This window comes from Pirellulimonas nuda, from assembly GCF_007750855.1.
GTDB classification, from domain to species: Bacteria; Planctomycetota; Planctomycetia; order Pirellulales; family Lacipirellulaceae; genus Pirellulimonas; species Pirellulimonas nuda.
The window spans coordinates 5,870,899-5,894,748 of record NZ_CP036291.1 but is presented as its reverse complement, the minus strand read 5'-3'; the positions used below and the strand labels follow the sequence as shown (position 1 = coordinate 5,894,748).

Sequence of the window (23,850 nt, the reverse complement as noted above, 5' to 3'; positions counted from 1 at the left end):
AAGGATCGTATGTCGGATCAATTGTCCACCACTGAGCTTTCGCCCGAGACGCTCGCCGGCATTGCGGCTGCGCTCAAGGACGCCCGCAGCCGGCTGCGCCAGGCGCGCGACGCCCAGCACGAGCCGCTGGCGGTCGTCGGCATCGGCTGCCGGTTCCCCGGCGCCGCAGACCTCGACGCGTACTGGCGGCTGCTGTCCGAGGGGCGCAGCGGGCTTAGCGACGTGCCGGCCGACCGCTGGGGGCACGCCGAGCTGGCCGCGACCGCGGCCAAGCAGCCCGGCAAGATCGCGAGCAGCCGCGGCGGGTTCCTGGACGGGGTCGATCAGTTCGACGCCGGCTTCTTCGGGCTCTCGAGCCGCGAGGCGGCCTCGCTCGACCCGCAGCACCGCGTGTTCTTCGAGACCGCCTGGACCGCGTTGGAAGACGCCGGGCTAGAAACGAGCCGGCTCCGCGGCAGCCGCACCGGCGTGTTCCTGGGCATCTGCAGCAACGACTACCTCCACCTGCTCACGCAGCGCGACGCCAGCCAGATCGACGCCTACCTCGGCACCGGCAACGCCCACAGCACGGCGGTCGGGCGGCTCAGCTACTGGCTCGGGCTGGTGGGGCCGTCGGTCGCCATCGACACCGCTTGCTCTTCGTCGCTCACCGCGATCCACTACGCGGCCCAGAGCGTGCGGAGCGGCGAGAGCGACCTCGCGATCGCCGGCGGCGTGAACCTGATGCTCTCTCCCGAGCTGAGCATCAACCTCAGCCAAGCCGGCATGCTCTCGCCCCGCGGCGAGATCCGCGCATTCGCCGCGGGCGCCGACGGCTTCGTGCGTGGTGAGGGCTGCGGCGTGGTGGTGCTCAAGCGGCTCTCCGCGGCGCTCGCCGACGGCGACCGAGTGTGGGCGGTGCTGCGCGGCACGGCGGTAGGCCAAGACGGCCGCAGCAACGGGCTCACCGCGCCCAGCGGCCCGTCACAACAAGCCGTGATCCGGCAGGCGCTCGCGGCGTCGGGCCTGAAGCCGGCCGATATCGACTACATCGAGGCGCACGGCACCGGCACGGAACTTGGCGACCCGACCGAGATGGGCGCGCTAGGCGCGGTGTTCGGCGAGCGCCACAGGCCGCTCGCGGTCGGCAGCGTAAAGACGAACATCGGCCACCTAGAAGGTGCCGCCGGCGTAGCGGGGCTGATCAAGGCCTGCCTAGCGCTGCACCACGGCCAGCAGCCGCCGACGCTGAACTTCGCCGCACCGAGCCCGCACATCGACTGGTCGCTGCCGTTGGAGGTCTCCGGCGAGCTACGCGCCTGGCCGGAAGAAGAGGGCCGCGTCCGCCGCGCGGGGGTCAGCAGCTTCGGTTTCGGGGGCGCGAACGCCCACGCGGTGCTTGAGTCGGCGCCGAATAAGGCGCCAGGAACCTTATTAGAAAAGGTTCCTGACACCTTTTCTTGGGTGACGCTGTCGGCTCGCACGCCGGCGGCGCTTGCGGAGCAGGCCCGCCGCTGGGCCGGGGCGATCACGCCCGCGACGCCGGTAGCGGAGACCGCCGCCGTCGCGGCGCGGCGCGAAGCGTTTGACTGCCGCCTAGCGATCCATGCCGACACGAGCGAACAACTGGTCGAGCGGCTTGGCGCCTTCGCGGTGGGGGAGGCCACGGCGGAGAAGCGGCTGCTGGTGGGGGACGCGGCCGGGACGCCACGGGCGCCCATCGGGCTGCTGTTTGGCGGGCAGGGGGCGGTGCGGCCCCGGATGGGCAAGGAGCTCTACGAACGCTTCGGCGTCTTCGCCGAGACCTGGGACCGCTGTGAAGCAATCCTGGCGCCGCATTGGCCGCGATCGCTACGCACGATCGCTTGGGACGAGCCCGAGCGTTGGCTGTTGGGGGTCGACTGCCAGCCGCTGCTGGTGGCTTGGCAGGCGTCGCTGGCGGCGCTGTGGCGCTCGTGGGTCGGCCCGCCGGCATGGGTGCTGGGGCACAGCCTGGGCGAGTTCGCCGCGGCGGTGGCGGCCGATCGCATCGACCTTGAAGCCGCGCTCCCCTTGGTGTGCGTCCGCGCCCGGGCGCTCGACGCGATCGACCCGGCCCAGCGCGGCGCCATGCTCGCCGTGATGGCGCCCGTTGAGCACGTTGAGTCGCTCGTCGACGGCACGCTGGCGGTCGCCTCGCTGAACGGGCCTCGGCAGACCGTCGTGTCGGGGTCGCTGGCCGAAATCGAAGCGCTCAAGCAGCGGCTCGGACGGACCCGCAGCGTCCGCCTCGAAACCACCCACGCGTTCCACAGCGCGCTGGTCGAGCCCGCGCTGGCCGCGGTCGCCCAGGCCGGCGCCGGGGCGCCGACGCGGGGCTCGGACATCGGCTTCTTCTCAACGCTCACCGGCGCGGCGCTCGAAGGGCCGCTCCCGGCGGACTACTGGGCGCGGCAACTGCGTGAGCCGGTCCGTTTCCACCGCGCGCTGATGGCGACCGGCGCGTCGCAGGCGATCGAGGTCTCGCCCGCCGCTGCGCTCACGCCGCTCTGCCCCACGCGGCCGCTGCTGGCCAGCGGCATGAAGCCGGGGGACGAAGCAGCGGGCGCCGAGCGTGCAGCGATCGAGTTGTGGACCGCCGGGTACGACGTGAACCGCCGCCTGGTCGCGCCCCGCGTGCCGATCGTGTCGCGGCTGCCGGGCTACCCGTTCCAGCGGCGCCGCCACTGGTTCAGCCCGTCGCCGGCAAGCAAACGCCCCGCTGCATCGGCCGCGGTCCACCCCCTGCTGGGCGAGCGGCTCGACACTCCGGCCCAGGCGTCGGTGTTTGAGGTCGACCTGGCGACGCTCCCTTGGCTAGAAGACCACCGCGTCGCCGGCCGGCCGACCCTGCCGGCCGCCGCGTACTTGGAGCTTGCCATCGCCGCGGGCGTGCAGCTTGCGCCCGAGGCGGACTGGGACGTGAGTCAGCTATCGATCGACGCCCGGGTGGCCTGGGCGTCCGGCGAGTCGTGCCGGGTGCAGACGCACGCGTCGCGGGCCGGCGACCAGTGGCGGCTGTCGTTCTACTCTCGCGGCGCGACTGGGGAGTGGCAGGCGTGCGCCGCGGCTTCGCTCACCCAGCGGCAGTCGCGTCCGGCGCCGCTGGAGGGTTTCCGCACGCTGGCCGACGCGGATGTCTCGCAACACTACGCCGGCTGCCGCGCCGCGGGGCTCGACTACGGCCCCGCCTTCCAAGGGGTAAAGTCGCTGCGCGGCGCCGAGGGGTTCGCCGAAGCGTCGCTCTGCGTCACCGGCGCCGAAGAGCATGAGTGCTGGACGCCGCTGGTCGACGCCGCGCTGCAAGCGCTCGCGGCGGCCTTCCCGGGCGGGACGGACACCGCCTGGGTCCCGGTAGGGGTCGATCGGTTCACGCCGTGCGGCGACCTGCGGTCGCCTTGCCGGGCACGCGCCAAGCTGCGGTTGTCGGAGCACGAGGCGAGCGCGACGGTGCAGATACTGGACCCCGCGGGATCGTTGCTTGCCGAGGTCGAAGGGCTGCGGCTGCGTCCGCTGGCGCCCCCGCCGCGCGACGCCCAGCGCCGCGTCGACCCGCGAAGCGACGTGCTGTTCGAGATGCTGCAAGTCTCCGGCGACGAGCGGGTGGAGCGGCTGACCCGCTTCCTCCGCGGCAGGCTGGCCGGCGTGCTGGACGAGCCCGAGGCGTCGCTGAGCCCAACCGCGGCGCTCGACTCGCTGGGGCTCGACTCGCTGATGGCGTACGAGCTACGGGACGACCTGCAGAGCGCCCTGGGGCTCGAGGCGCCGATGGAGCTGTTCCTGCAAGAGCTTTCCCTCCGCGACCTGGCGGCGTGGCTAGGCGAACGGCTCACCCCCGACGAGCCCGCCGTAGAGGCCTCGTGGGTGGAGGGCGCGCTATGAACAACCCTGCATCCGCGGCCCAAACGCTGTACGACGACCTCACCGCCCAGGGCTGGCGGCTGTGGGTCGAGGGAGAGCTGCTCCGCTTCCGGGCGCCCGAGGGGGCGGCCGGCCCCGCGGTGATGCGCGAGCTCAAGCGGCACAAGCCGGCGCTGGTGGCGCTGCTCAGCGAGGACGCGGCGTCGCAGCCCATCGAGAAAACCCACCCCGCTTCCTACGGGCAGCAGGCGTTGTGGATGGTGCACCAAGGGGCGCCCGACAGCCCCGCGTACAACGTGGCGTCCGCGGCGTGGGTTGAGTCGGAGGTGGACTTCGACGCCCTGCACGCCGCCTGGCGGATGCTGGTCGCCAGGCACGAGGCGCTCCGCACCACGTTTGCGTCGGAGCGAGACGGCCTGCGCTGCGTGGTGCACGCCGATCCGGTCATCGACGCCTCGCGTCACTGCTGCCCAGACGCCGACGGCCCGGCGCTCGAGGCGCGCGTGCGAGAAGCCTATGCCGAGCCGTTCGACCTGCGGCAAGGCCCGCTCGCGCGGCTGCGGCTTCTGAGCATTGCGCCGGACCGCCACGTGCTGCTGCTGGCGATGCACCACATCGTGTTCGACGCGTGGAGCTTGTGGATCTTGCACGAGGAGCTCGGCGAGCTGTACGCGGCGCTGGCCGCGGGCCAGACGCTGGCGCTGCCGACGCCGCAGGCCACCTTCGCGCAGTTCGCCGAGTGGCAGCACGCGTTGCCCGATTCGGACGAAGGGAAGCGGCAGTGGGACGCCTGGCGGGCCCGGCTCGAAGGCGCCACCCCCGGCGAGCCTCGGTGGGACCGCCCCCGCCCGGCCGCGCGTACCGGCCGCGGCGCCACGCTCCACTTCCACGTCGCAGGAGAAGTAGCGGACCGGGTGCGCGGCGTCGCCAAGGCGCACGGCGCCACGCCGTTCATGACGCTGCTGGCGGCGTTCCAAGCGGCCCTGCACCGGCAGTCGGGGCAGAAAGACTTTGTCGTGGGCGCCACCACGTCGGGCCGCACCAAGAGCCAGTTTGCCCAGGTGCTGGGCTACTTTGTGAACACGCTGCCGATCCGCGCGGAGCTGAAAGAAGACTGGTCGTTCGACGACCTGCTCCGCCAGACGCGGGAGCGGACGCTCGAGGCGCTCCGCTCGCAAGACTTCCCGTTCGCGTTGATGGTCGAACGGCTCAACCCGCCGCGCGAGCCGGGGGCGCTCCCCTTGTGCCGTGTCGCCTTCGGCCTGCAGAAGCCCCACCGCTTCAGCCAGGTGGCCGACGCGCTCAACGAAGACTCGGCGCCGATCGACTGGGGGGGGCTGCGGGTGCGCGCCTTCCCGCTCGATCAGCAGGAGGGGCAGTTCGACCTGGTGATGGAGCTGTACGAACAGAGCGACGGCTACCGCGGGCTGCTGAAGTACGACCCTCAGCTCATGGACGACGCTAGCGCCGCGCAATTCGCGGCGCACTTCGAGACGCTGCTCGGATTGCTGCTGGAGCGTTCGGCCGCGCCGATGGCGGCGATTTCCTTGCTGTCGACGCCGGAGCAAGAGCAACTGCTGGATTGGTCGCGGGGCGCCCCGGTCGACTCAGACGCCGCGCCGGTTATCGAGGCCTTTGAGCGGGCCGCGCGACGCACCCCCCGCAAGACCGCGATCCGCTGCGACGACCAGTCGCTGACTTACGCCGAGCTGAACGCCCGGGCGGGGCGCCTCGCCCGCCGGTTGCAGCGTGCGGGGCTACGCGGCCGGTGCGTCGGTTGCTGCTTGCGGCGTGGGCCGGACACGGTGATCGCGCAGCTTGCGCTGTGGAAGCTGGGGGCGACCTACGTGCCGCTGGACGAGGGGGGCCCCCTCGACCGCCTGCTTACCATCCTGGACGACTGCGACGCGGCGCTCGTGCTGACCCACGCCGAGGTCGCGGGGCGGCTTGGCGTCTCGGGGGACCCGATGTGGTTCGCCATGGACCACGCGTGCAGCGTCGCCCGCGACGGCGCCCCCCGGGGTGATTCGGACGGGGACGACGCCTACGTGATCTACACCTCCGGCTCGACGGGCCGGCCCAAGGGGGTGCGTGTGTCGCACGGCGCCTTTGCGCAGCACGTCGCAAGCGCGGCCGCCCAGTTCGGCACGGCCGAGAGCGACGTGGTGCTGCAGTTCAGCGGCGCCACGTTCGACCCGTCGTTGGAGCAGGTATGGACCGCGCTCACCAAGGGCGCTGCGCTGGAGATGCGCGGCCCCGAGCTGTGGTCGGCCGCGGAGTTTTGGCGCCGGTTGGATGAGCGCGGCGTGAGCGTGGCCAACGTCCCCCCGGCGTACTTCCGCGAGTGCAGCGACGCGGCGCCCACGCCGCTGCCTGCCTCGCTGCGGCTGGTGATCGTGGGGGGCGACGCCTTCCCGGCGGCGCTGGCCGCCAAGTGGACCGGCCGCGGCGTGCGGGTGCTGAACGCCTACGGTCCGACCGAGATCGTGGTGACCGCCACCACGAGCGACCTGGCCGAGTTCGACCCCGCGCGCGGCCGGGCGCCCATCGGGCGGCCCCTGCCGGGGCGCAGCGCCTACGTCGTCGACGCGCACGGCAGGCTGGCGCCCATCGGCGTGGCGGGCGAGCTGTGGATCGCGGGGCCGGCGCTCGCCGCGGGCTACCTGGGAGACAAGTCGCTCACCGATCGCCGGTTCGTCGCCGACCCCATCGACCCGTCCGCCCGCGCGTACCGCACCGGCGACCTGGCCCGCTGGAACCACCTCGGTCAGATCGAGTTCCTCGGCCGCCTCGACCGCCAGGTGAAGCTGCACGGCTACCGGGTAGAGCTGGGCGAGGTCGAGCGGGCGCTCGAAGCGCTACCCGCCATCCGCCGGGCCGCGATGCGCGTGGCGACAGACGACGCGGGCGACCCGGTGCTGGTGGCCTACTGCGTGACGGCCGAAGGCGCCGCGACGGACGAGTCAGGTACACTCACGGCGTTGCGGGCCCGTCTCCCCGGCTACATGGTCCCACGCCAAGTGGAATGGCTCGACGAGCTGCCGACCGGGTCGACCGGCAAGGTGTGCGTCGACCGGCTGCCGCTGCGGCTGCGGACGGCCGCAGCCAAGCGGCCCGACTACGTGGCGCCGCGCTGCCCCACCGAACGGGTGCTGGCCGAGGCGTGGGCCGAGGTGCTGGGGCTCGAGAAGGTGGGGGTCCACGACGACTTCTTCGAGCTGGGGGGCGCGTCGCTCAAGAGCCTGCGGATCGTCGCGCTGGCGGAAGAAAAGGGGCTCACGCTGCCCCAAGCGGGGCTTTCCCCCGCGTTGTTGTTCGAGTTTCCCACCATCGCACAGCTCGCCCAGCGGCTGGCGCCGGGCCGCACGCCCCACGCAGAGGCCCCGCCCGAAGCCCGGGCCGGGGGGACCAAGACGGACCTTTCGGGGTATGCTGTCGCCCAGACGCCGGCCGCCCGCACCAGCGACGTGTAGCTGGTCCGCCGGCCCAATCCCCGATCCGTCCCGCCCCAGCGCCCGCTATGTCCGTCGTTACGCAGAGCATCTTCGAGAGCATCGGCGTCGCCCTCCCGGAGCGACGCGTCGCTACGCGCGACATCGTGGCGGGTTGCGTGAACTCGGTGCGGCTGCCCCTGGAGCGGCTCACCGGCATCCGCGAGCGGCGCCTGGCCGGCGACGGGCTCTACTCCATCGACCTGGCCGAGGCCGCGGCGCGCGACTGCCTGACCCGCGGCGCGTTGGCGCCCGAACAGGTCGACCTGGTGGTCTGCACCAACATCTCGCGCTGCGACAGCGAGAAGACCATCTCGTACGAGCCCGCCACCAGCATCAAGCTGAAGCAGCGGCTGGGGCTCGGCCGCGCGCTGGCGATCGACGTCTCGAACGCCTGCGCCGGCATGTGGACCGGGGTGTACCTGGCAGACGCGATGATCCGCACCGGCGCGGCCCGCCACGCGCTGGTGGTGAGCGGCGAGTACATCAGCTACCTGATCGACTCCGCCCAGCAAGAGATCACCGACTTCATGGACCCGCAGATCGCCTCGCTCACGCTCGGCGACGCGGGGGTGGCGGTGGCGCTGGGCCGGTCTCCCTCGCCGGAGGTCGGCCTGCACGCGCTCGACCTCTACACCCTGGGCAAGTACGCCCCGCACTGCGTGGCGAAGCCCTCCAGCGAGGCCGCCGGCCGGCCCGTGATGCTCACCGACGCCATCAAGGTGACCGAGGCGGTCGTGCCCCACGCGGCCCGACACGCCAAGCTGGTGCTGGACCGCCACGGCTGGACGCTCGACTCGATCGACTGCGTCGTGCCGCACCAGACCTCGCAGCTCACGATGCAGGAGGGGATGAAAGAGATCGACCGGCTCTACGGGCACGACCTGTGGGCCCGCTGCGTGAACAACCTGCCCGAGCGCGGCAACACCTCCAGCAACAGCCACTTCCTGGCGATGTTCGACGCCACCGAGCGGAAACAAGTCGGCTCGCGCAACCGGGTGGTGTTCTGCATCTCGGGCTCCGGCCAAACCACCGGCACCGCGCTCTATACGCTGGACGACCTCCCCGACCGGCTGCACAGCGCTGCCGGGCAGACGCGTTCAACCGCCGAGGAGCACAAGCCCGCCGGCACCATCGGCGCCACGCTCAGGCTTGCTTCGGTGGCGGTGCACCGCCCGGGGTCGCCCGAGGAGATCGACACCGTGGGCATGCTCGCCGCCGCGGCCGAGCAGTGCCTGGCCGCCGGCCCGGTGGGCCTGGACGACGTTGAGCTGCTGCTCTCAACCTCGACCTACCGCACCGACTTTGTGATGGAGCCCGCCATCGCCGCGCTGGTGGCGGGCCGGCTGCGGATGAACGACGACCGCCCCGCCGGCCACGCCAAGAAGACGCTGGCCTTCGACGTGATGAACGGCCCCGTCGGTTTCCTCAAGGCGTGCTTCCTGGCCGGCGAGCTGGCGACCGCCGGCAAGCTGACCGCCGCGATGGTGCTGGCCTCGGAGGTAGAGAACGGCCGCATCCTGGGCGCCGACACCGTGCTGGGGCTCGAAGAGATGGCCTCGGCCGCGCTGCTCGCCGAGAGCGAGGCGGGCGACGGCTTCTTGGCGTTCGAGTTCTACGACGACCTCTCCGCCATCGACGAAGAAGGGGTGCAGGTGAGCTGGGGCGTCGGCGAGCGGCCCCACATCATCGGCCGCCGGGGCGAGAAGCTGCACGACGCGTACGTGCGGGCGATCGGCGTCGCGGTGGGGCGGCTGCTGGAGTCGCAGCAGCTAGCGCTCGACGACATCGGCGTGCTGTTGCCGCCGCAGGTCGACGCCGGATTCCCGGCGCGCGTCGCCAAGGAGCTGGGCTTTCCGCTCGACCGGACGGTCTGCTGCGACGCCACGGTGAACCTGGCGACCTCAAGCGTCCCGCAGTCGTACCGCACCGCGGTCGACTCCGGCAGGGCGGCCCCGGGCGACCTGGGGCTGATGATCGCCGTGGGGGCGGGGGTGCAGGTGGGGTGTGCGATTTATCAGTTCTGAGCGGGCGCTCAGGCGCTTCGGCCAGGGCGGTTTATCTGCGGTTGGGATCCGAAGGTTAGCGCGATGGCGATGGCGCTGGGAATGCTTGCTCTTGCCAGGTCGCCGACGCGGGCGTGGGGACAAGGTCTGCAGGAGCGTACGCTCCCGGCGGCGCGGCGCCCTGCTGAAACCCGCCCGGCGCCGAGTACTGAGGCGCCTGTTGGTTCACCGGTGCGTTGAACCCCCAGTTGGCTGGCGCTGGCCCGCCGAACAGGCCGAGGGCAGTGCGGGTCGCTTGATCGGCAACGCCGGTCGAGGGGAGGCCCGCCTGCTGCTGGAATCGTTTCACCGCGGCCGTGCTGGCCGGGCCTAGGTCGCCGTCGACTTTCAGCATTGGCGACGGGTCCAGCACCAGGTTAAGCCGTTCCTGTAGCTGCTGCACCGAGTAGCCGTACGCCTTGTTGCGCTCGGTGTAGCCGCCGTTGGGGTCGCCCAGCGGACCGAGCTGCTGAGGCGCGTGCGGGAAGTAGGCCGGCCTGCTTGGCTGGTTTTGGGGCGAGCCTGCCCAGCTCGTGCTAGTCGCCTGGGGCCATAGGTCGTGTTCGATGGCGGGGGGGCGTTGGTATGCGTGTCGCGCCGGCGTCGGGCTGGCAGGCTGAAGCGCCGCAATCGGCGCTTGCACCGGTTTGCCTCTGCTAGGCCCGCTCGGCTTGGGGCCGGTCGAAGCAAGGATCGCTCCCACGTACGCGTCGGACGCCAGGGCGTCGATCTGCATCACCCGCACCGACTCGAGCGCGCTGAGGAGTTGCTTCCGCTTGTCCGCCAGCCGCCCGCTGGTGAAGCCGAGGCTCTCCTCCAGCTCCGCCATCGATTCGTCGACCCGCTCGATCGCCTCGATCAGGTTCCCTTCGTGCTCGCTGAGGCGCTGCTTGGAGTTCGCGTCGTCTGCACGCCATTGCGGCCCTTGCTTGGCGGTGACTTGCACCGTCAACCGGTCATCGGCGGCCAGGCCGAGCGATTCGCCTTCTGCCGCAACAGCGCCGTCGTTGCCGGCGAGCACCACATCGGCGCCGCTCGGGTCGTCGCCCCCCAGTTCGACCGCGGTCGACAAGCTCAGCCCCTCGGTCTGTCCTGCGGGACCGTCTCCCCAGGCGGCCGGCGCGACCGCCGCGAGGGCGAGCAGCGAGGCGGCCGCGGCGACGGCCAGCGGCTTGGCGAGCGTGGCGATTAGCATCGTTCGTACTCCTTCGTGGTAGAGAGAAGCGGCCGTCGGCGACACGGCGCCCGGGTCGCCGACGGCGTACTTGAGGGTTAGACGTAGGGCGTCGGGGGACGCAGCGGCCCGCCCGCTGGCGGCCGCGAGGGTTGTGACCGCCGCGGCGAACGAGACGCCGCGCCTGAGCATCTTCTGACGCAGCAGCTTGGCGCCGCGGGCCAGCCGGCCCTGCACCGCGGCGATGGTGGCGTCGGTCCGCTCGGCGATCGCGCGGCGCGACTGCCCCTCCAGGTGCCGCATCACCAGCGGCGTGCGGTACTGCTCTGGCAGCAGGGCCAACTCCTGCATCAGCACACCCACCGCGTGCCGCCCGGTGAGGTCGGGGAAGGCCTCTTCCGCGGGGAGCGCCTCGACTGCCGGCAGCGGTTCTTCGCGTCGCCGCAGGCGCCGCTTGCGGGCGGCGATGGCGGTGCGGAAGGCGACCCTGTAGAGCCAGCCCGCCAACGACTCGCCCCCGCGCACGCTGCGGCCGTGGCGCGCCAACAGCAGGAACGTGGCTTGGAGGGCGTCGTCTGCGTCGTGCTCATTGCGCAGCACCCGCCGGCAGACGGCGGCCACCATCGTGCCGTGCCGGTCCACCAAGCGGCTGAATGCTAGCTGGTCGCCGGTGCGGCAGTAAACGCCCAGCAGCTCGCCGTCGGTCGCCAGGTCGGTCCACCCGCCGGCGGTTGAGGCGTTGGCGGTCGAGGCGCCGGCGGAGGCTCGCGTTCGGGCGGGTTGGGCGACAGAACGCATGGCGGTTCGGCGTGGTGCTGGGGCTCACCAAGTTGGGGCTCACCAAGTTAGAGCAACCCCGGGCCGATCTGAACCGCGAAAAGCGCAGAAAAAACTGAGCAAGGCCCGCAGCGGTCGCCGCGCGCGCCGCGTCCAGATCACTCAGCCGCTGCAGGTGAGCGTCAGCAGCGTCACTTCCGGCGGGCAGAAGTACCGCAGCGGCGCCAGCGAGCCCGTGCCGCGTCCCACGTACAGTGTCGTCGGCCCACGCCGGAACAGACCGGAGGCGTAGCGCGTGCCGTGGCGGCTGGGGCACGCGATGGCGCCCATCCAGGGGAGGCAGACCTGCCCGCCGTGGGTGTGGCCGGCAAGCGCCAGGTCGAACTGTTCTGCGATGGCCCAGGGCCACTGGTCGGGGGTGTGAAGCAGGGCCAGGCGGAACGTTTCGGGATCGATCGCGGGGACATCGCCGGGGCCGGCGAACCACGGGGCCTCGTTGCCGGCGATCAGCAGCCCGGCGCCGTCGATCATTAGCGTCTGGGTTTGGCTGCTCACGTCCCTGACGCCGGCCGTGGCGAGCCGCTGGCGAAGTTCCGCTACGTCTACCTTCTCGTCGTGGTTGCCCAGGATGCCGTAGACGCCGTGCGTGGCTTCGAGCCGGGCGATCGTGCTATCGATCCACGGCATGCACTGGGGGCGTTCGACCAGGTCGCCGCACAGCGCTACCAGGTCGGGCGACCAGGCGTTGACGCGGTCGACGACGGCCCGGAAGTACTCCACACCCAGGCGGCCCGACATGTGCAGGTCGGAGAGCATGGCGATCTTCAAGCCATCGAGCGGTTCCGGCAGCCTGGGGCAGGGGAGGGTGTTTTTCTCGACAGCGACTTGCAGCAGCCCGTTGCCGGGCAGCGAGGCGAGCGTCCGCGGCACGCCGGCGCGGACCACGCCGGGGCCGAGCTGGGCTCGGAGGTCGAGCGTTTCGGTCGTGCGGCCGGCGGGTACGCTGCGCTGCGGGTCGAGCCGCCAGGCGAGGCGGGTCGCCAGCGCCACGACCGCCACGGCGATGCAGGCCCAGCCGTACAACGCCAAGGGGCCGGCGCCAGAGGCCTGCGCGCGCAGCGAGCCGTCTAGCCACGCGTAGGCCAGCCAAGCAGGGAACGCGAGAAAGTACAGGAACGCGGCGAAGGTCAACGCGTCGACCGCGTGCCGCCGCCAGCCCCAGCCGTGCAGCCGGTTGATGAAGGCGCCGCACAGGGTTGCGTGCCCGGCGAGCGCGACCAGCAGCGCAACGGGGAGAGCGATCGCCACGAGCGAGTCCGGCATAACGGGAGCCGCTTAAGCGTTCTGGCCCGGCTCGGCTTGGCTCTCGTCGATCTGCCGTTCGACGGTTTCCAGCAACTGATCGAGGCGGAACGGCTTGTAGAGGACTTCTTTGAGCCCGGCCTGGCGCGCCTTGACGATCGAGTGCCCCGGGTCGTAGCCGAAGCCGGTCATCAGGATCAGCGGCACGTGCGGGGTGAACTTCTGCAGCTCTAGCATGAGCTCGTAGCCGTTCATGTCCGGCATGCGGATGTCTGCGATGACCGCGTCGTACTGCCCCCCCTGGGCGCCCGGCTGGCTGAAGCTGCGGAACATCGCGATGGCCTCTTTGCCGTCGTGGGCGGTCTCTACGTTGCAGTGGTACCGCTCGAGCAGCGAGTGGGCGGCGCCGCGGACCGTGTCGTCCGCGTCGACCACCAAGATGTGCTTTCCGACCAGCGCGGGGCGGGGCTCGATCCGCACGCACTGCGGGCGGGCCTCTACCGGCGCCATAGTCTGGCCGATCTTCTGGATCACCTGCTTGATGTCGCGGGCGTTGCGCAGCACGCGGTGCAGCCGCTCAACCACGTCTGGCTCGTGGCCGATGTAGCGTTCCATCACGCCGACCGCGTCGTTCAGGATCTCGTCTACCGGCACCGCCACGGCGCTGTGGATGGCCTCGACGCTGGCCGCGGCGGTGGTCGCCTTCTCCGCGGCGAGCAGGTCGAGCGTGTTGATGGCGACCGCCAGGTCGCGGCAGAACAGCTCGAGGAACTGCAGGTCCCCCTCGCCGAAGGCGCCGGGGTCGGGGCTCTCGACGTTGAAGGTGCCGAACACCTGGTCGTGCAGCAGCAGCGGCACGGTGAGCGAGCTGCGTGCGTCCTGGGCGCCCTCGATGTAGATGGGGTCGCCGCTGGTGTCTCCGCAGATGTAGCTCTGGCCCGTGGCGGCCACGAAGCCAGTGACGCCGTTCCCCTCCGCCTCGGCGTACAGCTTGCGTCGTTCGGCCTCGGGCTTGATCCCCACGGCCAGCAGCGGCATCAGCTCGCCGGTGCTTTGTTCGAGCATCCGCACTTCGATCACGTCGTAGTGCAGCACGTCTTTGGTAAAGTGGAGGATGTTGCTCTTGAGCAGCTCGATCCGCTCGTCGACGGTTAGCGCGGCGACCTCGTCGGTGGTGAGGTCGGCCAGCTCGATGCCGGCCTGGTGGATCGCGGCCAGCTTCTGCTGCTGCTGCACCTCTTGGGTGACGTCGCGGATGGTCACCACCAGGTGCTGCGGGGGCTGGTCTCCCTCAAACACCGGCGCGGCGTGAACGCGGAAGTGCCGGCCGTCTTCGCAGCGAAGCGTCGAGGCGCTGGCCTGGCGGTTGGCAAGCGCGGTGCTGAACGGACAGAACTCGGGGCCGAGGATCTCTGGGTTGTCCAAGATCTGATAGAAGTTGCGGCCGATGACCTGATCGACGTTGCTCCACTGCTTCAGGCGCCCGTTGCCCCACAGCACGGTGTTGTCCGCGGAGAGCAGCACGACGCCGTCCGGCATGGCCTGCAGGATTTGTTCGTTCTGGACCAGCCGCCCGGCGTCGGCGGCCTGGGCGAAGTGGGCGGCGTCTGCGTAGATGCCGGTGAACTCGCCGCGCGCCAGGCAGGCCAGGGCGCGTACGGGGGAGGAGACGGTGACTACCTCGACCCCTTCGCCCAGGCGTCGCACGAGGTCGGCGTCGCCGTCGTTGGGACCGCTGAGGCAGAGGACCTTGCGCCCAGAGGGGGGAGGGGGGGCGGCGGGGGGAGACGCTGCCGGTTCTGCTTCTTGCGTGGCTGTTGGCTCGGACAACGCGTTCAACGCTCCGTCCGGGAGCGGCCCCGTGAAGGATTTCTGGGGGCCATCCCGTGCTTCCGCACCTAAGGGGGCGACGCGCCGGCGCTAGCCAGCATTCAGCGTGCCCAATCTCTACGAAGTATAGGTTTGCTTGCGCGCCACAACAACAGCCAAGTGTTGCCAAAGCCCGTATTTATCTTCGGATCGGCACATCGTCCAACTCTTGTGCGACCTTGCGGGCGCCCTGTTTCGGGCGCTTTGGCGGCCCCTTCAGGCGGTGGAGTAGGCACGATCGGGGCGTCCGGAAGCCCCCGTACGCCGGGCGGGGCGGCCGCCAGATGGGAGTGACCGCAAGCAGCCGGGGCGATACACTAACGGGGCCCGCCCCGGCGGTTTTTCCGCCTTATCGCCCGCCCCGTCCGCCCCCCTTCGCCGTAGCCTCGAACCCGCGTCTGCCCCAGGACGCGTCCCCTCCTATGCCCGCGGAATCGCTCCAGACCCGCAACGTCGCGATCATTGCGCACGTCGACCACGGCAAGACCACCATGGTCGACTGCATCCTCTACCAGATCGGCAAGTACCGCACCGAGCAGCTCGATAAGCTGGCCGGCGGGCAGCACGGCCTGGTGTTCGACTCGAACGACCTGGAGCGGGAACGCGGCATCACCATCTTCAGCAAGAACTGCGCGGTGCGGTTCGAGACGGGGGGCCTGGAGTACCGGGTGAACCTGATCGACACCCCGGGCCACGCCGACTTCGGCGGCGAGGTCGAACGCGTGCTGATGATGGCCGACGGCTGCCTGCTGCTGGTAGACGCCTACGAGGGGCCGATGCCGCAGACGCGGTTTGTGCTTCAAAAGGCGCTGGCGCTCGGGCTGCGTCCGATCGTGGTGGTGAACAAGGTCGACCGCCCCGACGCCCGGCCGGACGAGGTGCTGACCGAGGTGTTCGACCTGCTGATCGACCTGGGCGCCGACGACAAGACGCTCGACTTCCCGGTGGTGTTCGCCTCCGCCAAGCAGGGCTGGGCGTCGCACACCGTGGGGGACCGCGGGACCAACATCCGCCCCATCCTAGAAACGATCATCGAGCACGTCCCCGCGCCGGAGGTGGACCCCGCCGCGCCGGTGCAGATGCTGGTGACCACGATCGACTTCTCCGAGTACGTGGGCCGGATCGCCATCGGGCGCGTCTTTGCCGGCACGCTCAAGAACCGCCAGCGGGTGCGGGTGATCGACCGCCACGGCGTCGGACGCGACCAACAGATCTCACAGTTGTTCACCTTCGAGGGGCTCGACCGCGTCCCGGCGGACCACGTCGAGGCGGGCGACCTGTGCGCCGTGGTGGGGCTCGACCCCGTGAACATCGGCGACACGCTGGCCGACCTAGAAGCCCCCGTGGCGCTCCCGCCGATCCACATCGACGAGCCGACGCTGCACATGACCTTCCGCGTGAACGACGGCCCGCTGGTCGGACGCGAAGGGAAGTTCCTCACCAGCCGGCAGATCGGCGACCGGCTGCAGAAGGAGCTGCGTTCGAACGTCGCCCTCAAGGTAGAGCCGGGCGAAACGATGGAGCAGTTCCGCGTCTCGGGCCGCGGCCTGATGCACCTGGGCATCCTGATCGAGAACCTCCGCCGCGAGGGGTTCGAGCTGTGCGTCGGCAAGCCGCAGGTGGTGTTCCACGAAGACGAAGACGGCAAGCGGCTCGAGCCGATCGAGCTGCTGGTGGTGGACGTCCCCGAGGAGCACCAGAACGCGGTGATGGCGCTGGTGGGGGACCGCCGGGCCCAACTGCTGAAGATGGGGCACAAGTCGGGGACCAGCGGCTTTGTGCACCTGGAGTTCTCCATCCCGGCCCGGGCGCTCATCGGGCTGCGGAGCCGGATGCTCACCGCCACCATGGGCAACGCCATCGTCCACCACACCGTGCTGGGCTACGAGCCGATCCGCGGGGCGCTGCCGCAACGCTCCAACGGCGTGCTGATCGCCAACGAGCCGGGCATGGTCACCGCCTACGCCCTGGACGGGCTGGACGACCGCGGCACGTTCTTTGTCGAGCCGGGGGACGAGGTGTACGAGGGGCAGGTCGTGGGCGAGCACTGCAAGAGTTCCGACCTAATCGTGAACGTCGTCCGCGGCAAGAAGCTCACCAACATGCGCGCGTCGGGCAAGGACGATAACTCCCAGGTCCGCCCCGTGCGGCGGATGTCGCTCGAGGCCAGCCTGGAGTACATCGGCGACGACGAGCTGCTAGAGGTCACCCCGGGCCCCATCCGCCTGCGGAAGATCATGCTCAAGGAGACCGACCGCAAACGCGTCGCCCGCCGCGAGGCGTCTGCCGCCGCCGTGTAGGGGGCGGCTTGGGTTGGGTCGGGTTGGGCTGGGGCGGCGCAATGCGACGGTATCCGCGACTCGTCCCTCCGGGCGCTGACGCTCCCGGCTCTATGGGCGGTCGTGCGTTTGTTGGCGGGCGCCGGGGCGTGCCCTCCCATCCGTTACCACCGGCGCGATTGTCCGCGGTTTCTCATTGGCTTCGGTTGCGGTTTTCCGGCAACCGTGAACTAGGCTTTTCTTGGGCGAAGCGCCGCGCACCGCGGGCGTCGCCCGAAACAGCCAGCCGATGGGGACTCGAAGCATGTTTACATTCAATCGCGCCGGGCGCCCCGGCGTGTCGTCGTTGCAGTTCGTGGGTTGCATCGCGGCGGCGACCGCGGGGATCGTTATCGGCAGCCAGTACGTAGGGATGGACCTGCAGGACGCCGCCTACACGGCGCTGGACGAGGGCCGCCTGCTGGAGCACATCCCCGAAGACTGGCGTCCCGCGACTCCCCAACACGTGCTCGATGCTCAAGCGCCGCTGGAAGAGAAGCAGGCGTCGTTGCGCGACGAGATCGACCAGCTCCGCGAAGAAGCCGACTCGCTCGCCAAGGCGGTCCGCGGCGGCGCCGCCGAGACGATGGACATCGCCGCGGAGCCCATGTTCGAGGTGCGCCGTCAACGCACCGCCGAGTACTGGGCCCGGGTCCATGAGGTCATCCAAGAGGTCTCCGCGGTCCACAACGGCGTCGAGCCGGCGATCGGCGGCCAGTACGCCGCGCGGATGCTCGAGCTGCGTCGCCGCGCGTGCCACTACGGCCGGCGTTCGATCGAGGCCCTCGACTCCGAGGAGGTCGACCCCCAGGCCGTGGAAACCGCTCGGCGGGTCGCCGTATGGTTCCACCACGGGGTCGCCCTGTACGAGCGGGCGGTCACCCTGGTTTCGGGCATCACGCCCGAGGACCCCGCCCTCTACCGCCGCGAAGACTGGAGCCGGGCCGAAGAGCACCACCGCAAGGAGGCCGAGTACGTGCGGCTGAAGAACGACGCCGCGGCCGCCTCGCTGGGGTCGAAGTACGGGCTGGAGCTCTCCCCCTGGGGGCTGTGAGCCCCTACGGGGGGCCGCGAGGCCGGGGGGTTGTGACGGGTATGCGGCCGCCCCACGGGGGCGATTCTGCGGCGGCGATCGTTGCTCCGCCGGAGGGGGGCAAGTAGCATAAAGCCTCGGGACTTGCCCGCTTGTCGAGAAGTCTCGCCGCCCGTCCGAATCCCCCCGGCCGCAAATCGCGCCGGCGGTCGTCCAACCGTTTCTCATTGGAGCCCCCGCATGCCACGCGTATTTAGCAAAGCGCTTGCCGTCGCGCTGTCTTTCAGCCTGTGTATCAATTCCGCCATGGCGGGCCAGTTCTGTGGACGCCCCCAACCGGTCTGCTGCCCGGCGCCGGTGTGCTGCGAGACGGTGGTCTACGAGACCTCCTGCTGTGAACCGGTTTGCTGCGAGCCGGCGCCCTGCGGCGCCGTGGTGGTGAGCGAATCGTTCAGCGACTGCGGTTGCGGCGCCACGGTGACCGAGTCGCACTCGATGGACGCGGCCCCGATGGCGCCGACGCCGGCCGAGCCGACCCGGGCGGCCAAGCCGTCCTCCGAAGAAGCGCTCGAGCCCGCGCCCAGCCTCCCGCCGGCGCCGTCGCCCGTCGACGAGCCGATGGACGAATCCCCCAGCGACGACCCCGCGCCCCTGCCGGCGCCCGAGCCGCTGTTCCCCGAACCCGCCCCGGCGCCCGCTCCAGACCCCGCTCCCGCTCCGGCCCCTGCGCCGGCGCCTGTTGAGCCCGCCGCGCCGGCCGACGACTTGTTCGGCGCCCCCGCCGAAGAGCCCGCCGCGCCCGACACCGGCGCCGACCTGTTTGGCGCCCCCGCCGAGGAGCCGCCGGCGCCGATGGAAACCGAGCCGCCGGCGGTAGAAGACGACCTGTTCGGCGCCCCGGCCGAAGAGCCCGCGCCGATGCAGGAGCCGGCCGTTGAAGACGCGCCGATGGAAGACGACCTGTTTGGCGCTCCCGCCGAAGAGCCGGCCGCCGTAGAGGCGCCGATGGGTGACGATCTGTTCGGCGCCCCGGCTGAAGAGCCGGCCACGGAAGAGCCGCCGATGGGAGACGACTTGTTCGGCGCCCCGGCCGACGAGCCTGCCACGGAAGACGCGCCGATGGGAGAAGACCTGTTTGGCGCTCCCGCCGAAGAACCGGCCGTCGAAGAGGCGCCGATGGGAGATGATCTGTTCGGCGCCCCGGCCGATGAGCCCGCTCCGAAGGACGAGCCCGCCGCCGAGGAAGACCTGTTCGGCCCCGCCGACGAGCCGGCCGGCGACGAAGGGACCGATTCGGGCCTCGACGACTTCTTCAGCATCCTGGAGCAGCCGGGCGGGTTCGAGAGCCCCGAGATGCGGCAGTGGAGCGACAACTCGGGCGTCTATAGCTGCGAAGGCCGCCTGCTGGCGGTCGGCGACGGGTTCGTCCGTCTGGCCAAGGCCAACGGCCGCACCGCCACGGTGCCCATGACCCGCCTGTGCGCGAGCGACCTTGAGTTCGTGAACCGGCAGGCCTCGGCCCGCACCCAGCAGCAGCTAACCCGTACCGCGTCGCGGTAGGGCAGGCCACGCGCAAACCCGGGCGGCGGGAATGCACCGGGAATGCACCAGGGGAGCCACCAACGGGTGGCGGGGACGCACCGCGCAGCGGAAGCCCCCGCCACCCGTTTGGATTAGGTTGCTACGCCTTCTAGTGCGGCACTGCACCAGGTGGCGATGCCCCTAGGCGGCGATGCGTCTGGGCGCAATAGCGGCGTTGTCGGCCCTGGCCGGCACGGCCGTGGGCGCGAGGGCCAACAACAGCGCCTCGGCTTGCCACGGCTTGCCGAGCGTGCTGGTGGCGCCCATGTCGTGGGCGGCACGCCACGAGTCGAGACGCGGGAAGTCCAGCAGCACCGCCAGCGGCAGGCCCCGCGCGCGGAACCGGGACGCGAAGTCACACAGCAGGGCGGCCTCGCGGCCGTCGAGCTGCCCGCCCACCCACACCCCGGCCGTGGGGCGGGTAGCAAGCACCGCCGCCTGGTGCGGCCTGCGCCACACGGCGGCCCGGCCGGCGTCTTCTAAAGTGTCGATTACCGCGGCGGCCGACGCCCGGTCGGGGGCGGCCACCTCAACGTGCCCCGCTGCGGGGACCGCGGCGGTCGGTCTGGCGGCCAGCGGGATCGTGCCGGCCGCGTGGGGCTCGCGTGCACGCCACCAGGCAGGAAAGTCGTACCAGTAGACCCGCTCGACCCCCTCGGTCGGCCGGCCGGTGCGTGTCTCGCCCTCGCACCAACTGCCCAACACCGCGACCGTCTCTGCCGCCCCGGCCGACTCTCGTGGCCCATCGCCGGCGTGGCGTTCTGGGCGGTCGCGGAACCAGAGGCAAAGCTCGGCCGCGCCGGGGTCGTCGACGAACTGGATGCGGCCCGCCTCACGGCTCTGGGCCACGCACAGCAGGGCCGGGCCGAACGACGCGTCGCGCGCGTCGCCGCGCAGGGCCACACGCATGGCCGGGGGGAGATCAATCGGTGCTCGCCGCGGGCCGGTCATCGCGCGGAGGGTAGCGGCCAGCCTCGCGCGGCGTCTACGGCGATCCGGCAGCTTGTTGCGCCCTGCCCTCCAGGGAGCGCAAAACTAACGGCCAGCGGTCTGGCGCTTCCGAGCCGCTGCTGGCCTGTTCTGGGCGCCAGCGGGGGGCGCCTCGAGCGGCGCCGGCGCCCAGTCGGCCGGGTTTGCTAGCAGCCGGGGCTCGCGGAACACCGTCTCCCGGTCCCCCTGGGCCGTCATCCACGCTTTCAGCTCCGACTTGAGCCCCCCGATGCGCTCGGCGTGCTCGGGGCGGTCCGCTAGGTTGTGCTCCTCCAGCGGATCGGCATCCAGGTCGTAGAACTCCCAGCGCGGCCGCTGGTGGTACCGACGCACCGCGTCGGCCGCGTGGGGGTCGGTCTTGGCACGCTCGACCCAGGGGCGCCAGTAGAGCAGGCCGTCCTTGCCTTGCGCCAGGTCGATGTGCGTGGTGTAGGCGAACTCGGGGTGGAGGTTCTCGATCAGCTTCCAGCGGTCGGTGCGGACGCTGCGGATGGGGTAGACGTTCATCCGCCCGTCGCCGCTGTGGGTGGTGAAGACGCGGTCGCGCAGGTGATCGGCCTCGCCCCGCAGCACGGCGCCGAACGACCGGCCGTCGATGCCCACCGGGTTCCCCTCGGCCGGGGGCGTGCCGCCGGCTACTTCCGCCAGCGTCGGCAGCAGGTCGATCCAGCTCACCATCGCGTCGGTGCGTGTGCCCGGCGCTACGACGCCGGGCCAGGCGACGATCAGCGGCACGCGGGTCCCCTCGTCGTATAGGTTCCACTTGCCAAACGGCCACTGGGCGCCGTGGTCGCTGGTGTAGGCAAACAGCACGTTCTCGCCGAACCTTTCGTCCACCAGCGTGCGCAGCTCTCCCAGCTCGGTATCCGCCCGGGTCACGTCCTCGTAGTACCGGCAGCGCATCATCCGCGTGGCCGGCGTGTCGACGTGCGTCTGCGGAATGTTCACCTCGCCGGGCCGGTAGCCCGAACCTTCCGGCCAAGGGACGTGGGGCGAGTGGGTCCCGACCAGCAGGCAGAGGGGCTTCTCCGACGTCCGCTGGTCGAGGTACTTGGCCACACGCGCCGCGGCGTGGCTCTTGTCGGTGTGATTAAATCCGCGGCGCTCAACGTCGGCGCCGTGGCACACCTTGCCGAACGCGGCGACCTCATACCCCAACTCGTGCAGGTACGCCGGCAGCGTCTGGATGTCGTCGCGGCAGTAGGAATGGTTCTCCTCGGCGCCGTTGCGCGCCGGCATCAGGCCGGTGAGCAAGGCGGCCCGGCTCGGGGCGCAGGCCGGCGACGCCACAAACGCCCGATTGAACGTCAGCCCGTCGTCGGCCAGCCGCTGCATGTTGGGGGTCCGCAAGTCGCGGGCGCCGTACACCGACGAGTCGAGCCGGCTGTGGTCGTCCGAGAAGAAGACAACGATCGTCGGCGGCCCAGCCAATGCCGGGGGCGCGAGCAGGAGTGCTGCTAGGAAGAGTGCGGTGCGCATGAGGTCCCTGGGTTGGGGTCGCGAGGAGTTTGACCACGGATAGCACGGACGGCGCGTTTGCGACAGGCGTTGCGTTACTGCTGCCGATGCGGCCCGTGGCGACCCGCAGGGTGCAAAGTAACCCAGATCTCTGGGCGCACCACCATGCAAATGCGCATTCTTGTTTAGGTTTTACATTGTCGTCACCAGCGGAGCGGTTCGCCCGGCCCGCCCGCGTGCGGCCCCCCCGGGCAAAGCGGCCGCCAGCGGGTAGAATCCCCCCCTTACCGCATGGTCAACAACCTCCCTGTGAAGTCGATCGAGCACGCCGGCCTGACGGTCGAGGGGTACTCGCGCGCCGCCGTCCAGAGCTACTGGCGGATCCCGGAGCTCAAGATCGGCTTCGACCTCGGCGCCCAGCCCTGGTCGTTCATGGGGACCGAGAACTGGTTCGTCTCCCACGGCCACCTCGACCACATCGCGGCCCTGCCGGTGTACGTCTCGCGCCGCCGGCTGATGAAGATGGAGCCCCCCACCATCTACCTGCCCGAGGTCTGCATCGAGCCGGTCCGCGGGCTGCTGAAGTACACCACCCGGCTCGACCGCGGCCGGCTCCCCTGCGAGCTGGTCGCCGTGGCGCCCGGCCAGGAGATCGAGCTCTCCCGCGAGCTGGTGGTGACCGTTAGCGCCACTACGCACACGGTCCCCTCCCTGGGCTACGTGGTGTGGGAGCGCCGCAAGAAGCTCAGGCCGGAGTACGCGGAACTGGCCGGCCACGAGATCCGCGACCTCCGCCAGGCCGGCACGGACGTGACCCACGAGACGCGTATCCCGCTGGTGGCGTACCTGGGAGACAGCTCGCCCCCCGGGCTCGACGCCTGCCCGGCGATGTACGAGGCCAAGATCCTGATCATGGAGATGACCTTCGTCGCCAAGGGGCACCGCAAAGAGAAGATCCACAAGTTCGGCCACATCCACCTCGACGACGTGCTGGAGCGCCGCGAGCGGTTCAAGAACGAGCTGATCCTCGCCTGCCACTTCAGCACCCGCTACCACCCCAACCGTGTGAAGAGCATCGTCGAAGAACGCATCCCCGACATGCTCGACGGCCGGCTCAACCTGTGGCTCTGACGGACGAGAACCGCCAAGACGCCACGAGCGCCAAGCACGCCAGGACGGACGGGAACCGCCAAGGTAAAGGAGACAGGATCAACCGGACAAGAAAGAGGCTCCGAGCGTCGAAGCGGTCCCGTCGATGAGGTGTTGGCGACCCCATCCTGTTCATCCAGTTGATCCTGTCCAATCCTTCCGTCCGTCTTGGCGCTCATGGTGTGCTTGGCGGTTCCCTTTCGTCCGTCCGTCCTTCGTGGTCCTTTGTGTTCTTTGTGGTTAATCTTTCTACCATGGCGACCAACCTCACCATCCGCGACGCCGCCGAGGCCGACCTGCCGGCGATTGTAGAGATCTACAACCACTCGATCGCCAGCCGCACGGCCAACGCCAACCGCGACCCGGTTTCGGTCGAGAGCCGGCGTGAGTGGTTCTACGCCCACTCGCCCGAGCGCCGGCCGCTGTGGGTAGCGGTAGAGGGGGAGCGGGTGATCGGCTGGATCGGCCTGGCGGACTTCTTGCCGCGCTACGCCTACCACATCACCGCCGAGCTGAGCCTGTACGTGGCGCCCGACCGCCAGCAGCAGGGGCTGGGGGCGGTGCTGATGGAGCGGTTGATCGCGGCCTGCCCCGGGATCGGGGTCGAGAACCTGATCTCGCTGATCTTCGCCAAGAACGCCGGCAGCATCCGCCTGCACGAGAAGATGGGCTTCGACCGCTGGGGCTACATGCCCCAGGTGACCGAGCTAGACGACATCCGCCGCGATGTGGTGATCATGGGCCGCTGCGTGCGCTCGCCGGCGTAGCGCGGCGCGTCGGGCTCCGATTGACGCCCCGACACGCC

General features: G+C 70.7%; 13 protein-coding genes. 8 read left to right on the top strand and 5 right to left on the bottom strand.

Features of this window, described 5'->3' with window-relative positions:
• The first annotated feature begins 9 nt into the window (after window positions 1–9).
• The 3 genes from Pla175_RS22890 to Pla175_RS22880 are packed head-to-tail and all read left to right on the top strand — an operon-like array spanning window position 10 to window position 9,376.
• Window positions 10–3,879 carry a type I polyketide synthase gene (locus tag Pla175_RS22890; RefSeq protein ID WP_145291139.1) on the top strand — a complete coding sequence of 1,290 codons (3,870 nt, stop codon included), beginning with the start codon at window positions 10–12 and terminating at the stop codon, window positions 3,877–3,879.
• Window positions 3,876–7,331 carry a non-ribosomal peptide synthetase gene (locus tag Pla175_RS22885; protein WP_145291138.1) on the top strand — a complete coding sequence of 1,152 codons (3,456 nt, stop codon included), beginning with the start codon at window positions 3,876–3,878 and terminating at the stop codon, window positions 7,329–7,331. The genes Pla175_RS22890 and Pla175_RS22885 overlap by 4 nt, the downstream gene beginning before the upstream one ends.
• Window positions 7,332–7,378: 47 nt before the next feature.
• Window positions 7,379–9,376 (top strand): 3-oxoacyl-[acyl-carrier-protein] synthase III C-terminal domain-containing protein, encoded by a 1,998-nt coding sequence (locus Pla175_RS22880; protein WP_145291135.1) that lies wholly within the window; start codon window positions 7,379–7,381, stop codon window positions 9,374–9,376.
• Window positions 9,377–9,431: 55 nt separating this feature from the next.
• Here the strand turns inward: Pla175_RS22880 and Pla175_RS22875 are convergent, their stop codons facing one another.
• The 3 genes from Pla175_RS22875 to Pla175_RS22865 all read right to left on the bottom strand — a co-directional run bounded on the left by Pla175_RS22875 (window position 9,432) and on the right by Pla175_RS22865 (window position 14,477).
• Window positions 9,432–11,366, bottom strand: a complete 1,935-nt coding sequence (locus Pla175_RS22875) for a sigma-70 family RNA polymerase sigma factor (protein WP_145291133.1) — start codon at window positions 11,364–11,366, stop codon at window positions 9,432–9,434.
• Between the two features lie 141 nt (window positions 11,367–11,507).
• Entirely contained in the window at window positions 11,508–12,668 is a 1,161-nt protein-coding gene (locus Pla175_RS22870) for a metallophosphoesterase (protein WP_145291131.1), read from the bottom strand.
• 12 nt (window positions 12,669–12,680) lie between these two features.
• A complete protein-coding gene (locus Pla175_RS22865) occupies window positions 12,681–14,477 on the bottom strand; it encodes a hybrid sensor histidine kinase/response regulator (protein ID WP_231954029.1) in 1,797 nt (598 codons plus the stop codon).
• Between the two features lie 461 nt (window positions 14,478–14,938).
• Between Pla175_RS22865 and typA the strand changes: the two genes are divergently transcribed.
• The 3 genes from typA to Pla175_RS26865 all read left to right on the top strand — a co-directional run bounded on the left by typA (window position 14,939) and on the right by Pla175_RS26865 (window position 19,427).
• The gene (gene typA, locus Pla175_RS22860; protein WP_145291129.1) at window positions 14,939–16,816 is read left to right on the top strand and encodes a translational GTPase TypA; all 1,878 of its coding nucleotides are present in this window, start codon (window positions 14,939–14,941) and stop codon (window positions 16,814–16,816) included.
• Between the two features lie 283 nt (window positions 16,817–17,099).
• Entirely contained in the window at window positions 17,100–17,888 is a 789-nt protein-coding gene (locus Pla175_RS22855; RefSeq protein WP_145291127.1) for a hypothetical protein, read from the top strand.
• Window positions 17,889–18,107: 219 nt separating this feature from the next.
• Window positions 18,108–19,427, top strand: coding sequence for an SHD1 domain-containing protein (locus Pla175_RS26865; protein ID WP_145291125.1), 1,320 nt, complete (start codon window positions 18,108–18,110; stop codon window positions 19,425–19,427).
• 162 nt (window positions 19,428–19,589) lie between these two features.
• Here Pla175_RS26865 and Pla175_RS22845 read toward each other — a convergent pair whose 3' ends face one another.
• Window positions 19,590–20,357 (bottom strand): hypothetical protein, encoded by a 768-nt coding sequence (locus tag Pla175_RS22845; protein ID WP_145291123.1) that lies wholly within the window; start codon window positions 20,355–20,357, stop codon window positions 19,590–19,592.
• A 126-nt stretch (window positions 20,358–20,483) separates the two neighbouring features.
• A complete protein-coding gene (locus tag Pla175_RS22840; RefSeq protein ID WP_145291121.1) occupies window positions 20,484–21,917 on the bottom strand; it encodes a sulfatase family protein in 1,434 nt (477 codons plus the stop codon).
• Window positions 21,918–22,187: 270 nt separating this feature from the next.
• On the opposite strand from Pla175_RS22840, the gene Pla175_RS22835 reads away from it, so the two are divergent.
• Both Pla175_RS22835 and Pla175_RS22830 read left to right on the top strand, forming a co-directional pair.
• On the top strand, window positions 22,188–23,027 hold the full coding sequence (locus tag Pla175_RS22835; RefSeq protein ID WP_145291118.1) for an MBL fold metallo-hydrolase: 840 nt from the start codon (window positions 22,188–22,190) through the stop codon (window positions 23,025–23,027).
• A 272-nt stretch (window positions 23,028–23,299) separates the two neighbouring features.
• Window positions 23,300–23,812 (top strand): GNAT family N-acetyltransferase, encoded by a 513-nt coding sequence (locus Pla175_RS22830; protein WP_145291116.1) that lies wholly within the window; start codon window positions 23,300–23,302, stop codon window positions 23,810–23,812.
• The last annotated feature ends 38 nt before the right edge of the window (window positions 23,813–23,850 follow it).

Excerpts from the sequence above, each read along its gene's own strand:
- Pla175_RS22890 (WP_145291139.1), top strand. The coding sequence starts at position 10 with ATGTCGGATCAATTGTCCACCACTGAGCTTTCGCCCGAGACGCTCGCC.
- Pla175_RS22885 (WP_145291138.1), top strand. The coding sequence starts at position 3,876 with ATGAACAACCCTGCATCCGCGGCCCAAACGCTGTACGACGACCTCACC.
- Pla175_RS22880 (WP_145291135.1), top strand. The coding sequence starts at position 7,379 with ATGTCCGTCGTTACGCAGAGCATCTTCGAGAGCATCGGCGTCGCCCTC.
- Pla175_RS22875 (WP_145291133.1), bottom strand. The coding sequence starts at position 11,366 with ATGCGTTCTGTCGCCCAACCCGCCCGAACGCGAGCCTCCGCCGGCGCC.
- Pla175_RS22870 (WP_145291131.1), bottom strand. The coding sequence starts at position 12,668 with ATGCCGGACTCGCTCGTGGCGATCGCTCTCCCCGTTGCGCTGCTGGTC.
- typA (WP_145291129.1), top strand. The coding sequence starts at position 14,939 with ATGCCCGCGGAATCGCTCCAGACCCGCAACGTCGCGATCATTGCGCAC.
- Pla175_RS22855 (WP_145291127.1), top strand. The coding sequence starts at position 17,100 with ATGTTTACATTCAATCGCGCCGGGCGCCCCGGCGTGTCGTCGTTGCAG.
- Pla175_RS26865 (WP_145291125.1), top strand. The coding sequence starts at position 18,108 with ATGCCACGCGTATTTAGCAAAGCGCTTGCCGTCGCGCTGTCTTTCAGC.
- Pla175_RS22845 (WP_145291123.1), bottom strand. The coding sequence starts at position 20,357 with ATGCGTGTGGCCCTGCGCGGCGACGCGCGCGACGCGTCGTTCGGCCCG.
- Pla175_RS22840 (WP_145291121.1), bottom strand. The coding sequence starts at position 21,917 with ATGCGCACCGCACTCTTCCTAGCAGCACTCCTGCTCGCGCCCCCGGCA.
- Pla175_RS22835 (WP_145291118.1), top strand. The coding sequence starts at position 22,188 with ATGGTCAACAACCTCCCTGTGAAGTCGATCGAGCACGCCGGCCTGACG.
- Pla175_RS22830 (WP_145291116.1), top strand. The coding sequence starts at position 23,300 with ATGGCGACCAACCTCACCATCCGCGACGCCGCCGAGGCCGACCTGCCG.